General features: G+C 59.2%; 15 protein-coding genes. 7 read left to right on the top strand and 8 right to left on the bottom strand.

The window, feature by feature from the left end; translation table 11 throughout:
- Positions 1 to 3 precede the first annotated feature (3 nt).
- A complete protein-coding gene (locus tag ACEWPJ_RS13915; protein WP_416513710.1) occupies positions 4 to 576 on the bottom strand; it encodes a DNA-3-methyladenine glycosylase I in 573 nt (190 codons plus the stop codon).
- Positions 577 to 706: 130 nt separating this feature from the next.
- Between ACEWPJ_RS13915 and ACEWPJ_RS13910 the strand changes: the two genes are divergently transcribed.
- The 5 genes from ACEWPJ_RS13910 (at position 707) to ACEWPJ_RS13890 (ending at position 5,788) form a co-directional block, all read left to right on the top strand.
- The gene (locus ACEWPJ_RS13910; protein ID WP_416513709.1) at positions 707 to 1,549 is read left to right on the top strand and encodes an EAL domain-containing protein; all 843 of its coding nucleotides are present in this window, start codon (positions 707 to 709) and stop codon (positions 1,547 to 1,549) included.
- Positions 1,550 to 1,686: 137 nt separating this feature from the next.
- Positions 1,687 to 2,862, top strand: a complete 1,176-nt coding sequence (locus ACEWPJ_RS13905; RefSeq protein WP_416513708.1) for an acetyl-CoA C-acetyltransferase — start codon at positions 1,687 to 1,689, stop codon at positions 2,860 to 2,862.
- 75 nt (positions 2,863 to 2,937) lie between these two features.
- Positions 2,938 to 3,663 carry an acetoacetyl-CoA reductase gene (phbB, locus tag ACEWPJ_RS13900; RefSeq protein WP_416513707.1) on the top strand — a complete coding sequence of 242 codons (726 nt, stop codon included), beginning with the start codon at positions 2,938 to 2,940 and terminating at the stop codon, positions 3,661 to 3,663.
- 320 nt (positions 3,664 to 3,983) lie between these two features.
- Positions 3,984 to 4,925 (top strand): transcriptional regulator GcvA, encoded by a 942-nt coding sequence (gene gcvA / locus ACEWPJ_RS13895; protein WP_416513706.1) that lies wholly within the window; start codon positions 3,984 to 3,986, stop codon positions 4,923 to 4,925.
- Positions 4,922 to 5,788 (top strand): DMT family transporter, encoded by an 867-nt coding sequence (locus tag ACEWPJ_RS13890; protein ID WP_416513705.1) that lies wholly within the window; start codon positions 4,922 to 4,924, stop codon positions 5,786 to 5,788. Before gcvA ends, ACEWPJ_RS13890 begins: the two co-directional genes overlap by 4 nt.
- Here the strand turns inward: ACEWPJ_RS13890 and ACEWPJ_RS13885 are convergent.
- From ACEWPJ_RS13885 to ACEWPJ_RS13875, 3 genes are all read right to left on the bottom strand, one after another.
- Positions 5,785 to 5,952: a YdcH family protein gene (locus ACEWPJ_RS13885; RefSeq protein WP_416513704.1), complete on the bottom strand. Its 168-nt coding sequence runs from the start codon at positions 5,950 to 5,952 to the stop codon at positions 5,785 to 5,787. The genes ACEWPJ_RS13890 and ACEWPJ_RS13885 overlap by 4 nt on opposite strands.
- A gap of 121 nt (positions 5,953 to 6,073) precedes the next feature.
- Positions 6,074 to 6,841 (bottom strand): tRNA1(Val) (adenine(37)-N6)-methyltransferase, encoded by a 768-nt coding sequence (locus ACEWPJ_RS13880; protein WP_416513703.1) that lies wholly within the window; start codon positions 6,839 to 6,841, stop codon positions 6,074 to 6,076.
- Position 6,842: 1 nt separating this feature from the next.
- Complete coding sequence (locus tag ACEWPJ_RS13875) at positions 6,843 to 7,058, bottom strand: DUF2007 domain-containing protein (protein WP_416513702.1); 216 nt, start codon at positions 7,056 to 7,058, stop codon at positions 6,843 to 6,845.
- Between the two features lie 55 nt (positions 7,059 to 7,113).
- On the opposite strand from ACEWPJ_RS13875, the gene ACEWPJ_RS13870 reads away from it, so the two are divergent.
- The gene (locus ACEWPJ_RS13870) at positions 7,114 to 8,112 is read left to right on the top strand and encodes a polyprenyl synthetase family protein (RefSeq protein WP_416513701.1); all 999 of its coding nucleotides are present in this window, start codon (positions 7,114 to 7,116) and stop codon (positions 8,110 to 8,112) included.
- On the opposite strand, the gene ACEWPJ_RS13865 is transcribed toward ACEWPJ_RS13870, so the two are convergent.
- The 4 genes from ACEWPJ_RS13865 to ACEWPJ_RS13850 form a co-directional block, all read right to left on the bottom strand.
- Positions 8,105 to 8,932 (bottom strand): 4-(cytidine 5'-diphospho)-2-C-methyl-D-erythritol kinase, encoded by an 828-nt coding sequence (locus tag ACEWPJ_RS13865; protein WP_416513700.1) that lies wholly within the window; start codon positions 8,930 to 8,932, stop codon positions 8,105 to 8,107. The two genes, ACEWPJ_RS13870 and ACEWPJ_RS13865, sit on opposite strands and share 8 nt — an antisense overlap.
- Complete coding sequence (locus tag ACEWPJ_RS13860) at positions 8,922 to 10,616, bottom strand: tetratricopeptide repeat protein (protein WP_416513699.1); 1,695 nt, start codon at positions 10,614 to 10,616, stop codon at positions 8,922 to 8,924. The genes ACEWPJ_RS13865 and ACEWPJ_RS13860 overlap by 11 nt, the downstream gene beginning before the upstream one ends.
- 114 nt (positions 10,617 to 10,730) lie before the next feature.
- Positions 10,731 to 12,386 (bottom strand): electron transfer flavoprotein-ubiquinone oxidoreductase, encoded by a 1,656-nt coding sequence (locus ACEWPJ_RS13855; protein WP_416513698.1) that lies wholly within the window; start codon positions 12,384 to 12,386, stop codon positions 10,731 to 10,733.
- Positions 12,387 to 12,444: 58 nt separating this feature from the next.
- Positions 12,445 to 13,440, bottom strand: coding sequence for a phosphatase PAP2 family protein (locus ACEWPJ_RS13850; RefSeq protein WP_416513697.1), 996 nt, complete (start codon positions 13,438 to 13,440; stop codon positions 12,445 to 12,447).
- A 135-nt stretch (positions 13,441 to 13,575) separates the two neighbouring features.
- On the opposite strand from ACEWPJ_RS13850, the gene greA reads away from it, so the two are divergent.
- The gene (gene greA, locus ACEWPJ_RS13845) at positions 13,576 to 14,046 is read left to right on the top strand and encodes a transcription elongation factor GreA (protein WP_416513696.1); all 471 of its coding nucleotides are present in this window, start codon (positions 13,576 to 13,578) and stop codon (positions 14,044 to 14,046) included.
- Positions 14,047 to 14,066: the final 20 nt, after the last annotated feature.

The raw sequence follows: 14,066 nt of genomic DNA, 5'->3' as shown, positions 1-14,066 counted from the left end.
TCGCTACCGGGCCATCTCTGCGACAGCTTCCCGGCGGGGGCAAGTCGTCAGATGGTCATTCACCATCCCGACCGCTTGCATGAAGGCATAAACAATCGTCGGCCCACAAAACCGAAAACCGGCCTTCTTGAGGTCCTTGGAAATCTGTTGTGACAACGGTGTTTGCGCGGGCACATCCGCAAGGGTCGGCCATTCATTCTGTAACGGCTTTCCGCCCATGTAGGACCACAGGAAGGTATCAAACCCCTGCTCCGCCTCGATCGCCTGCCATGCGCGGGCATTGCCGATCGTTGCTTCGATCTTGCCGCGATGGCGCACGATGCCGGGGTCCGCGAGCAGGCGCAAAACGTCATCCTCGCCCCATTCCGCAATCACGTTCGGATCGAAACCCGCAAAGGCCGCGCGAAAGTTATCCCGTTTCTTCAGAATGGTGATCCAGCTTAGCCCCGCCTGAAACCCGTCGAGAATCAGCTTTTCCCAAAGCGCGCGACTGTCGTATTCGGGCACGCCCCATTCATCGTCATGGTAGTCAACGTAAATCGGTTCCACGCCGACCCAGCCACAGCGTTCAGTCATTTTATTTAGCCTTTATAATGGATTACGTAATTTCGGCGATCATATCCCATATTCGCGGAAAATTGGAAGATTCACTGTTGGTTAGCATTTTCGACGGCATGGTGACGGAAGCCCGCAGTGGAGATCCCGTATGTTTTCAGAACTTTCGGCGAAAGGTGCCGAAATCGCCGACACGCTGAGCAGCCCGCTGTCATCCGCATTGGCGGAGCGGGACCGCGACACGTTGCAGATGGTGCGCCAGGCGCTGGACCGCAAACAGGTCGCGCTGGCCTATCAGCCAGTTGTGCAGGCCAACAACACGCGCAAGGTTGCATTCTACGAAGGGCTGATCCGGGTCATGGATCAGACCGGGCGCATCATCCCCGCGCGGGAGTTTATTGATACCGTCGAAGACACCGAACTTGGCCGTATTATCGACTGCCTCGCGCTTGAACTCGGCCTGCAGGCATTGGCGGCCGATCCGCATCTGCGGCTGTCGGTCAATATGTCCGCCCGCTCTGTCGGTTATCCGCGCTGGATGGCAACGCTGAACCATGGTTGCGCCGCCAATCCGACCGTTGCGGAACGTCTGATCCTCGAAATCACCGAACGCTCCGCGATGATGATGCCTGAACTTGTGGTCAGCTTCATGACCGACCTTCAAAACCGCGGGGTTGCCTTCGCGCTGGACGATTTCGGCGCGGGCAATACCGCCTTCCGGTTCCTCAAGGATTTCTTCTTTGATGTCGTGAAAATCGACGGGCAGTTCATCCGGGGCATTGCCGACAACCCGGATAACCAAGTGCTGACCCGCGCACTTCTGTCGATTGCCTCGCATTTCGATATGTTCGCCGTCGCGGAGAGTGTTGAAACGGCGAGCGATGCCGCCTTTCTGGCGGATATCGGCATTGACTGCCTACAGGGGTATTACTTCGCGGCCCCCTCGATGACCGCGCCATCCTCGGTCGACACGCGCGCGATCAAGCGGGCATAGCGAGCGCCCGGGCCGGTGCGTTGCTCTTTCCCGGCGAAGCCCGTAAATACGTATGGAAACGAGGAGGGCGACCCGAGTCGCACCCGAATTCCACTGCCTCCTCGTCCAATTGATATCAATGGAAGAGGACCCCTGCCATGACCAATGTCGTTATCGCCTCCGCAGCCCGGACTGCCGTCGGCAGCTTTGGCGGATCATTTGCAAACACGCCCGCCCACGATCTGGGCGCCGCCGTATTGGAGGCGATCGTAGACCGCGCCGGAATAGACAAGGCCGACGTGTCTGAAACAATTCTTGGTCAGGTTCTGACAGCGGCGCAGGGTCAAAACCCGGCGCGCCAAGCACATATCAACGCGGGTCTTCCGCAGGAAAGTGCGGCGTGGAGCATCAACCAGGTTTGCGGCTCCGGCCTGCGCGCCGTGGCGCTTGGCGCGCAGCATATTCAGCTTGGCGATGCAGACGTCGTTGCCGCTGGCGGTCAAGAAAACATGACGCTCAGCCCCCATGCAGCGCATCTGCGGGCCGGTCAGAAAATGGGCGATATGAAATACATCGACACGATGATCCGCGATGGTCTGTGGGACGCATTCAACGGCTACCACATGGGCCAGACTGCGGAAAACGTCGCCAACAAGTGGCAGATCAGCCGCGACCAGCAGGATGAGTTTGCCGTCGCCAGCCAGAACAAGGCCGAAGCCGCACAGAAAGCCGGCAAGTTCGCGGATGAAATCACGCCGTTCACCGTCAAAACCCGCAAGGGCGAAACCGTCGTCGATCAGGATGAATACATCCGCCACGGCGCGACGATGGAAGCGATGCAAAAGCTGCGCCCGGCCTTCGCCAAGGATGGCTCTGTCACCGCGGCGAACGCATCTGGCCTGAACGACGGTGCCGCCGCTGTTCTGCTGATGAGCGCTGAGAATGCAGAAAAGCGTGGCATCAAGCCGCTTGCGCGGATCGCGTCTTACGCAACCGCGGGCCTCGACCCGTCGATCATGGGCGTTGGCCCGATCCACGCGTCGCGCAAGGCACTGGAGAAGGCGGGCTGGAAAGTCGGCGATCTTGATCTGGTCGAAGCCAACGAAGCCTTTGCCGCGCAGGCCTGCGCCGTCAACAAAGACATGGGCTGGGACCCTGAGATCGTGAACGTCAACGGCGGCGCGATTGCCATCGGCCACCCGATTGGCGCATCCGGATGCCGCGTGCTGAACACCCTGTTGTTCGAAATGCAGCGGCGCGACGCGAAAAAAGGCCTCGCCACGCTGTGCATCGGCGGCGGTATGGGTGTTGCCCTCTGCGTCGAACGCGATTAAGACTAGCGATGCGCAACAATGTTGCGCATCTACTTGCGGTTTTGAAACTAGATTACACGACTATTTGGAGGATACATGGCTAGAGTTGCACTCGTCACCGGAGGATCGCGCGGAATCGGCGCCTCGATTTCCAAGGCGCTGAAAGATGCGGGCTACGACGTCGCTGCGTCCTATGCGGGCAACGACGAAGCCGCCGAGAAGTTTACCGCCGAAACCGGTATCAAGACCTACAAATGGAACGTCGGCAATTACGAAGACTCTCAAGCCGGTATCGCCAAGGTCGAAGCTGATTTGGGTCCGATCGAAGTGGTTGTGGCCAATGCGGGTATCACCCGCGACGCACCGTTTCACAAGATGACTCCGGAACAGTGGCAGCAAGTGATCGATACGAACCTGACCGGTGTGTTCAACACCGTGCACCCGGTCTGGCCGGGTATGCGCGAACGCAAGTTCGGCCGCGTGATCGTGATCAGTTCGGTGAACGGCCAGAAAGGCCAGTTCGCGCAGGTCAACTATGCGGCCACCAAAGCCGGCGATATCGGAATTGTGCGCAGTCTGGCGCAGGAAGGTGCGCGTGCAGGCATCACCGCCAACGCCGTTTGCCCGGGTTATATCGGCACTGAAATGGTGCGTGCGATCCCGGAAAAAGTGCTGAACGATGTGATCATCCCGCAGATTCCTGCCGGCCGTCTGGGCGAACCCGAAGAGATCGCCCGCTGTGTCGCCTTCTTAGCTTCAGATGATGCAAGTTTCATTAACGGATCAACAATCTCGGCCAACGGCGCACAGTTCTTTAGTTGACGAGAGTCCATAGCTTATCAAACAAGGCCGCCCCGATTTGGGGCGGCCTTTTCCGTTACGCCGCAGCCTTGGCCGCTATCGTTGCCGCTCCGGAACGGCGCGGGTGGGTTCGGCGAAACAGTCCGGTGACAAAGGAACGCAAAATCGCGCCCCTTGCCTGATGCGCTGCATCGATTGCATTTCGGGTTTTGGCGGTTGCCGTTGCTTCATACATCTTGAACCTCTTGGGTTGTTTGTTCAGTTGCATTTAACATGCGGGTCAGCATTGCCATTTACAAACGAGGCTTTTCATTGTGTCAGATTAGTTTTACTTAACTATTATGATAGACCGCCTGCCCCCGCTGACAGCCCTGCGTGCGTTTGAGGTCGCCGCGCGCCATATGTCATTTGCAAAAGCAGCGAAGGAGCTTCACGTCACGCCTGCTGCGCTTTCGTTCCAGATCAAATCGTTGGAAGATCACCTTGGCCAGCCAGTGTTCCTACGGCTTAATCGCGCGGTCGAGTTGACCGAAGCGGGCCGCGCGCTGCAACCCGGCGTGCAGGACGGGTTTGAGGCGCTGAAGGCCGCGTGGCGCATCGCGCGGCGCGTGACGCAGGCCGATACGCTGACCGTGACGGCTGGCCCCGCGTTCACCGCCCGATGGCTTGCCCCGCGCATGTTTCGCTTTGCGCAAGAACACCCCGAGATCGAACTTAGGTTCTCCGCCAGCCTCAACATCGCAGATTTCACGCGAGATGAGATTGACGTTGCCATCCGGTTTGGTGGCGGCGACGACAGCGGGCTTTACTCCAGAACGCTGATTGAAGAATGGATTACGCCGATGATGTCGCCAGCGTTGGCTGCAAAAATGCTCTCCCCGGCCGACCTGAAAAACAGCGTGCTGCTGCATCAAGATGTGGTGCCGTTCTTGGATCGCACAATCAACTGGACAACTTGGTTCGCGGCGGCGGATATCGGAGCGCCACCGGACGGTGGCCTGCGATTCACCTACGCAGACCATGCCCATGACGCCGCAATCGCCGGAAGCGGGGTCGTGCTGGGCCGCTATTCGCTGGCGGAACGGGCGCTGCGGGACGGGCAGTTGGTTGCGCCATTCGACCTGGCGATCCAGCTACCCTATCGCTATCGGTTCCTCTGTCCTCAGGGGCAGGAAACACGACCCCACATCGCCGCGTTTGAAAGCTGGATCATGGCAGAGGTTGCGGATATGGAGGACTTTCGCCAGAACCACGATTTTGTCGATTTGGAAGCACTCGAATGACGCGCAGAAAGGCCACAATCATCGGCTTCATCGCCGTGCTTCTTTGGGCGCTTCTGGCGCTGTTCACCGTCGGCTCCGCCCCCGTGCCGCCGTTGCAGTTGAACGCGATATGCTTTGCCATCGGCGCGGTGATCGGTCTGATCTGGGTGTGGCGGACGAGTGGCTTTGCCGTTCTGCGGCGCATCTCTTGGCGGGTCTATGCGTTCGGGACGGCAGGGCTGTTCGGCTATCATCTTCTGTATTTCTCGGCACTGCGCATCGCGCCTGCGGCAGAGGCCGGGTTGATCGCCTACCTTTGGCCGCTGCTGATCGTCCTGTTCTCTGGCCTGTTGCCCGGTGAAACCTTGCGGAAGGGGCATGTGCTGGGCGGCCTTATCGGGTTCGCGGGGGCTGCCCTCATCGTGACACGCGGCGGCGCCGGGTTTCAGGCAGACGCGCTGCCGGGCTACGGGCTGGCCGCGCTTTGCGCCCTGACTTGGGCCAGCTATTCGGTCCTGTCGCGGCGACTTGGCGCTGTTCCGACTGGCAGTGTTGCGATTTTCTGCGTGTTCACCGCCATCCTGTCCGCCATCGCGCATTTCGCAATCGAAGATACAATCTGGCCCGACACGGCGATTGGATGGCTGTCGTGCATCTCACTTGGCCTCGGCCCGGTGGGGTTAGCGTTTTACGTTTGGGATGTAGGGGTGAAGCGTGGCGACATACAGCTCCTCGGGGTCGCATCTTATGCGGCTCCGTTGCTGTCTACGCTCGCTTTGATCGCCGCTGGCATCGCTGAGGCCACTTGGCCCCTTCTGATCGCCGCAGGGTTAATCACGGGCGGTGCTGCACTGGCCGCACGTGCCAGTGCAACCAAATCTTAGGCGTCAGTCAGACGCGAAATCTCTTCCTTGATTTTGAGCTTTTGTTTTTTCAGAGACGCAATCTCCAGATCGTCAACGCCGGGGCTTTTCTGTGCCGCTTCGACTTTTTCAGACAAGTTCTGGTGTTTCCGACGGAGTTCCTGCACATGCGAACTCTTGCTCATATTCGTCCTCCGTTTTTTGTGAATCACGCGAATGTAGTCGACCACAGAATTTGCGGGATGTCACGTCACACCGCAGCATAGCGTTCAGCCCTACGGTGTGCGGCGATTCATTTCTAAACGATTAACGTGTGGGAAATGGCAGTGGCGCTCCATCGCGCAGGACCGCGCTGATCTGCTGGGTGTAGCTTTCGCCATCCCGTTCGTGCCGCGCGCCTTCGTGCATAACGCACGGAGCATAAAGACGAAACGCGCCGCGCGCCCCTTTTCGCGCCCGGACCAGAACAAGATGCGGCGCGCGCCCGACCCGCGCAGCCAGCGGCAACACTTCGATCCCGCCAAGCCTCCCCGAAAGCCCCGTCAACAATTCCGGCAAACGCCGCACATCGTTGATGAGCGAGAGATAACCCTTCGGCGCGAGCCGTTTTGCGGCGACCGACAGCCAATCCTCAAGCGGGGTTTCGCCGGCCAGCGCGGCATCCCGGCCCGGATCGGCGGCGGCTGTGCCTTCATCCCGCGAATAATAGGGTGGGTTCATAATAACGTGATCGAACCGCCGCGCTTTGACCGTTTCCGGTAAGGACCGCAAGTCGGCCACGTGAACCGACATGTCCTGACCGTTTGCCTCTGCATTCCGCGTCGCAAGGTCCGCATAATCCGCCTGCACCTCAACGCCATCGATCGACAGTCCGGCAACCCGATGGTCCAAACACAGGCTTGCCACGCCCGCGCCGCAGCCAAGTTCCAAAATGCTCTGCCCGGCTTTCGCGGGCACCGAAGCGGCAAGTAAAACAGGGTCAACCCCCGCCCGATAGCCATGCGCAGGTTGCAGGATCGTCAGCGCGCCGCCCAGAAACGCATCGCTCGTCAGATCGCTGTCCGCAAAGCCCACCTTACCGCCCCATCGGGATTTCGTTGTCTTTCAAAACCGCCTCTGCCCGGAACAGGTCGGCCTGCCGCACCATCAACCGGCGAGGGAAGACTCCGATCCCGCCTTCGAGAATGCTCATGTTTACGTCCATTTCAAAGCAGTCTATACCCTCCCCCTGTAGGAGCGCAGAAGCATACGCAATGATCGTCGGATCAGTGGTTCTGAGAAGCTCTTTCATACTGGGGAGATAAGGGCATGGTGGCGGCTTTGTCGAGCCATGTTACGGGACTTTGATGGGTCTGATCGAAGCAGCTGTGAAGCCTCACGAAGAGCTTGCGGCGTATCTTGATAGCGAAATGGCGGCGGTGAACGCGCTGATCCGCGACCGGATGGCGTCCCGTCACGCCCCCCGCATCCCCGAAGTCACCGCGCATCTGGTCGAAGCGGGCGGCAAGCGGCTGCGCCCGATGCTGACCCTCGCGGCGGCTAAGCTGTGCGGATACACCGGCCCCTATCACGTCCACCTTGCCGCGACGGTAGAGTTCATTCACACCGCGACGCTGCTGCATGACGACGTTGTCGATGAATCGGGCCAGCGGCGCGGGCGCCCCACCGCGAACCTGCTTTGGGACAACAAGTCGAGCGTGTTGGTCGGTGACTACCTGTTTTCCCGGTCCTTCCAGTTGATGGTCGAAACCGGATCGCTGCGGGTGCTCGACATCCTCGCGAACGCGTCAGCCACCATTGCCGAGGGCGAAGTGCTGCAACTTAGCGCCGCACAGGATCTTGCAACGACCGAGGACATCTATCTGCAAGTCGTCCGCGGCAAGACCGCCGCCCTGTTCGCTGCCGCGACCGAGGTTGGCGGCGTCATCGCCGGTGCGCCGCAGCAACAGGTCGACGCTCTGAACACCTTTGGCGACGCGCTCGGCATCAGTTTTCAGATCGTTGACGATTTGCTTGATTACTGGGGCACAGGTGCGACAGGTAAGAACATCGGTGACGATTTCCGCGAGCGTAAACTGACCCTGCCGGTCATCAAGGCCGTAGCAAAGGCCGACGCGACCGAACGCACCTTCTGGTCCCGCGTGATTGAAAAAGGCGACCAACGGGACGGCGATCTGGAAGAGGCGTTGGCCCTGCTAAAACGCCACAACACGATGGAAGATACGCGGAAAGAGGCACTGCAATGGGCCGAAAAGGCAAAATCCGCCTTGGCCGCGTTGCCGGATCAACCGTTGCGGCGCATGTTGCTCGACATCACCGATTTCGTGGTCGCGCGGATTAGCTAAGACGCGTTGGGGCGACCCACCAATCAGGCTGCGCCGCCGAGATTGCCGCGGCCGCCCGCGATGCGGCTTCGAGGTTTAGATATAGTCCAAAACAGGTCGCGCCAGACCCGGACATCCGCGCCAGCAAACAACCGTCGCTACCGCGCAAGGCTGTAAGCACATCTGCGATTGCAGGCTGAAGACTGATCGCAGGCGCCTCAAGATCGTTGCGCTGGCTGGACAGCCAGTCAGCGGCGCTTTCAACGCTTTCAAAGTCCGCAATCTCCTCCGGCATCGGTGCGTTGTCGCTTTGGCTGAGTTTCGCGAAAACATCAGCCGTCGCCAAGGTGACGCCGGGGTTCGCCAGAACCGCAAACAGTTTCGGGATATGCGGCGCGTGGTCCAGCACGTCGCCAACGCCAAGCATCCGGGTCCGCGTCGCGCGCATACAGACAGGAACATCGGCCCCAAGGTTAATCGCCTGATCGCGGGGCACAGGCTTTCCGGTCATCTCGGCCAAAGCAAACAGCGTCGCGGCGGCATCGGACGATCCGCCCCCCGCCCCAGCGGCCACTGGGATGTTCTTGGTCAGCGACAGCGCGGCGGTCGCGCCCATCAGCTTCGCGGCGCGCATCACGCTGTTGCCGTCATCGGTCGGCGTGTCAACGGCGAAAGGCCCGTTGACCGTCAGCGAAAGATCATCCGCCGCCTCAGCAGCAACCCAATCGCCAACGTCCGCAAAAACCACGAGGCTGTCGAGCAGATGATAGCCATCCTCCCGCTGTCCCGTCACATGCAGGGTCAGGTTGATCTTGGCGGGCGCGAAGGTTTCAACCTTCATTGGCAACTGCCAATGGTTCCGCGCCTTCCTCCTCCAGCACGACGTCCAGCCCGACTTCAAGTTTGCGGCGAATACGCTCGCCGTCTTCTTCCTCGGGATCAAAGGACAGCGCCCGCATCCACTGGAATTCCGCCTCGCGCTTGCGCCCGACGGCCCAGAGGACATCGCCAAGGTGATCGGTGATAATTGGATCGACCGGCATCAATTCAACCGCACGCTCCATATGAACGATCGCCTCATCATAGCGACCAAGACGGTAAAGTACCCAGCCGAGCGAATCCGTAACGAAACCATCATCCGGGCGGCGTGCGACGGCTTCCTCAATCATTTCAAGCGCTTCGTCTAGCTTTTCCTGCCGCTCGACCAGCGAATAGCCGAGGTAGTTGAGGACGTAGGGCTGGTTCGGGCTTAGCTCCAACGCTTTGCGGAAGTCAGCTTCTGACGCGTCCCACTCCCCCTGACGCTCATGCGTGATGCCACGGGCATAATAGGCGATCCATTGCGACGCGTCCGGTTCCTTGAACAACGCAATCGCGCGGTCATAGGCTTCGGTCGCCTCCTCAAACCGCTCTGCCTGACGCAGAATATCGCCGAGCGAGGAGTGAACCGCCGGCAGATCGCCATGGCTTTTGGCGAGTTGCGACAGAACCTCAATCGCCGCGTCGGTCTTGTCGGACTTACGCAGCGCCTCGGCCCTGCCAAGTTCGGCGATGTGGAATGATGGATGGTCCCGTGGCACGCGGTCATAGACTTCGGTTTCAAGGCTATAACGCTCCAGCTCTTCCAACAGCTGGGCCGACATCAGCAGGACATTCACATTGTCCGGGTCGAGGAATTCGGCCATCCGCGCGTAGATCAGCGTATAGGCTGGGGCGGCTTCACTGTTCAGCACTCCCGCGACGGAAAAGAACATTTCGGCCAGACCATCGGTCGCGTTGTCAATCCGCGTGAACGGCAGGGTTTCCCCGGCGACAAGCGCGTCGCGCAGTTCTTTGACTGCGGGATCAGGGTCATTGCCAAAGACGGAGTCAATCAACTCAATCGCGTCATCGTTCCGCTCTAGCTGGCTCAGCACTTCGGCGTGGGTCAGGATACCGTTGCGGGTCGCTTGCAGGGGGCCGTCTTCCTCGCCCGACAGGATCTTGTCGGCCCCTTCGTAGTCACCCACCATCGCAAGGGCGAGCGCCTTGTGGTAAAGCCCAAAAACCTTGGTACCGCGCGTGTTGGTCACATCGTCAAACGCGGCCAGCGCATCTGACATCTGCCCCTTGCCGACATAGGACCACGCCTGCACAAGCCCGTCGACAAGCGGGCCGATTGCGAGGCCAGCCTCATAATCCGCAAAGACCTGATCGTAATCGTCATCAAGAACGTGCGACACGACCAGAACCATGTGACCGATCTGACTGTCGATGCCATCGGCCTGCATCTTGCGGGCAATCGGCAGCGCGCTGTCAAAGTCACCGAGGCCAACGAATGCCGTCACCGCGTTTTCCAGCAACGCCGGGTTCGCCGGATCACGGGCAAGCGCTTGGGTGTAGTAACGCGCGGCCTCCTCATAATCGGAATAGAAGCTGGCCTGACGCGCGGCGAGGTAGGCGCCGGCAAGCCCCTCGGCCTGCACCGGAACGGCGACCGAAAGTGCCAACGCGGAGACCGCGAGTATTCTGAGTTGCCTGATCATGGTCTGGGCTGCCCTCGTTATGTGTCGCATAAACCTAATGGGTCTATGCCTTCAAAGCAATGCGGGGCGGCCTGTCTGGCCGCCCCGATCAATCGCAAATCCGCGCGAATTGGATCACATATTCGGGTAATTCGGCCCATCCCCGCCCTGCGGCACCGTCCAGTTGATATTTTGGCACGGGTCTTTGATATCGCAGGTTTTGCAATGGACGCAGTTCTGGAAATTGATCTGAAACCGCGTTTCGCCAGACTTGTCGTCAGTTACGAATTCATAAACACCCGCCGGGCAATATCGGGCCGAGGGGCCCGCAAATTTCGGCAGGTTCACGCCAACCGGAATTTTCGGGTCTTTCAGTTTCAGATGCGCGGGCTGGCTTTCCTCATGGTTGGTCATGGAAAAGCTGACGTTGGTCAGCCGATCAAACGACAGCGTGCCATCGGGTTTCGGATAGTCGATGGGTTTGTGCTTTGACGCTTCCTCGGTCGCGTCAGCGTCGGTTTTGCCGTGCTTGAGCGTGCCAAGAAGCGACAGGCCGAACAGGTTGTTCGTCCACATATCGAAGCCGCCAAGGCCCAGCGACGCCGCCAGCCCGTATTTCGACCAGAGCGGTTTGACGTTGCGCACCCGCTTCAGGTCTTTGCCAATCGGCCCCTCGCGCAGATCACGTTCGTAAACCTCAAGCGTATCGCCGCTGCGGCCGGCCTTGATCGCGGCGTGCGCAGCCTCAGCCGCCGCTTTGCCCGACAGCATAGCGTTGTGGTTGCCCTTGATGCGCGGCACGTTGACAAGCCCCGCGGAACATCCCAGCAGCGCACCGCCCGGAAACGCGACCTGCGGGATCGACTGCCAGCCACCTTCGCTGATCGCGCGCGCTCCATAGGCAACGCGTTTGCCGCCCTTCAACAGCTCCGCCACCATCGGGTGGTGCTTGAAGCGCTGAAATTCCATGTAGGGGAACAGGTGCGGGTTTTTGTAGTTCAGGTGAACCACAAACCCGACATAGACCTGATTGTTTTCAAGGTGATAGATGAACGACCCGCCGCCTGCATTCTTGCCAAGCGGCCAGCCCATCGTGTGGGTCACCGTGCCTTCGCTATGCTTGGCCGGATCGATCTCCCAGATTTCCTTCATCCCGAGGCCGAATTTCGGAACGTCGCAATTCTTGTCGAGCTCAAACTTCGCAATCGCTTCCTTGCTCAGCGACCCGCGCACGCCTTCCGAAAGGAAAACGTATTTGCCATGAAGCTCCATCCCCGGCTCATAACCCGGTCCGGGGGTGCCATCGGCGTTCTTGCCAAACTCACCGGCGACGACACCTTTCAGCGATCCATCCTCGCCATAGACAAGTTCGGAACACGCCATGCCCGGGAAGATTTCGACGCCAAGCTCCTCGGCCTGCTCTGCCATCCAGCGGCACACATTGCCCATACTGACGATGTAGTTGCCGTGGTTGTTCATCAGCGGCGGCATCGCGAAATTCGGCACGCGAACGCTACCAGCCTCACCCAGCATGTAGAAGTTATCCTTGCGGACCGGCACGTTGATCGGCGCGCCCTTTTCCTTCCAATCGGGGATCAGCGCATCAATTCCGCTGGGGTCGAGCACGGCGCCCGAAAGAATGTGCGCCCCCACTTCTGAGCCCTTCTCAAGCACCACCACTTGCAGGTCTGCATCAAGCTGTTTCAGGCGGATGGCGGCGGACAGGCCCGCAGGCCCCGCACCAACGATGACGACGTCATATTCCATCGACTCGCGTTCAGTTTCGGACATTCATTCCCCTCTCTCGAAGCACCGGGCCGCGTCCTCTCGCAAGCCCGTTTGTGAAGGGTTATCCGACTCTGCTACCTGCGGTCAATTCCGACACCGCGTCAGATGGTTTTGAGGCCCCGTTCCGACGTCGCAGGATATACCAAAGGACGCAAATGAAGATGATCGAGAAATAGCCATCCACCGCGTAGTGATAACCGCTATAGACCGACAAGAACAAAATCGTTGCGACAAGCACAACGCTGACCGGGATCAGCCAGCGGGACCGTTCTGCCAGATAAATTCCGGCCACAGTCGAAACCGACAAATGAACGCTCGGGAAAGCTGAAATGCCAGACCCAACCGCCTGTGCTTGTTCCGCATAGACCTGCCAAAGCCCTTCCTGCGTGCGACCCAGTATGCCGTCTTTCAGTCCGCTGGTGACGAGCATCTCTGTCAAGTCCGCAAACCTTTCCCCGCCAAATATCCGGTCATAAAATACGGGGCCAGCGGACATCCCAAGCAGCGCAAACAGATTGCCGATAACCGCCCATGCAACGACGTAAAGAATCAAGGTCCGATGGACCCGCGCCTGATCGTTATCCGTCGCCGCAAGAAGAACCGGAAGGCAAATCGCCGGAAACGCCCAGCCGGTCATATAGGTCGGCAGAATCTTGTCGATCGGCAGATGTTCCGCCACCCGATGTGTCCAAATCCACGGATCGACCCCGCCATGCAGCAGTTGATCCAAACGCGCGAAAAACGGATCGGCGAAGAATGGAATGATGAACGGCAGCGATGTCTTGATGAGTGAGAACGCGCTTTGAAAGACGACCGTGGCAAGAAAGGCCAGAATGACCGACAACACGACGCTACGAAGCGATTTCACACGTGTCAGGAACGCCAGAAACAGGCCGAACACCATCAACCCGATCACCGTTTGGGAAAACGCCGGGATCAGCCGAACGGACCATTCCCACGTGTATTTTAGCGGCGCGAGGCCATTTTCGCGTGTCAGCAAGACAACCGCGACTGCAAACAGCAGATACCCCAAACTGAATAGTAGAAAGTTCTTCATGCCAAAAACTGCGTCGGTCCTACGGTGTTTTGCGGGGTGATACCGCCGATCCAATGGTCCGGCTATTGACTTTCGCCCGTGGCATTGAGTTAAGGGTAATTTGTTGCTTTTTCCCTACGATGAACCGGGGCAATCATGGAAAAGATACCGATGACACGCGCGGGGCATACCGCGCTTGATCAAGAACTTAAAAACCTGAAGTCCGTTGAACGTCCGGCGATTATCCGGGCGATCGCCGAGGCGCGAGAGCATGGCGATCTGTCCGAGAACGCCGAATATCACTCCGCCCGTGAAAAACAGAGCTTTATCGAGGGCCGGATCAAAGAGCTCGAATCGATCCTGTCCTTGGCTGAGGTGATCGACCCGTCGAAACTGTCCGGCGCGATTAAATTCGGCGCCACGGTGACGCTGGTTGATGAAGACACGGACGAGGAAAAAACCTATCAGATCGTGGGTGAACCCGAGGCGGACATCGAACGCGCTCTTCTCAACATCAAGTCTCCGCTTGCGCGGGCCTTGATTGGCAAAGAAGAAGGCGACAGCGTTGAGGTCCACACGCCCGGCGGGGATCGCGCCTATGAAATCCTGAAGATCACTTTTGTCTGATACCAAACTGGCAGTAAGCG

The sequence above is a fragment of the Aliiroseovarius sp. YM-037 genome, assembly GCF_048060095.1.
Classification (GTDB): domain Bacteria; phylum Pseudomonadota; class Alphaproteobacteria; order Rhodobacterales; family Rhodobacteraceae; genus JBLUOA01.
Note: the sequence above shows the minus strand (reverse complement) of the source record. Positions and strands in the feature narration are given on the sequence as shown.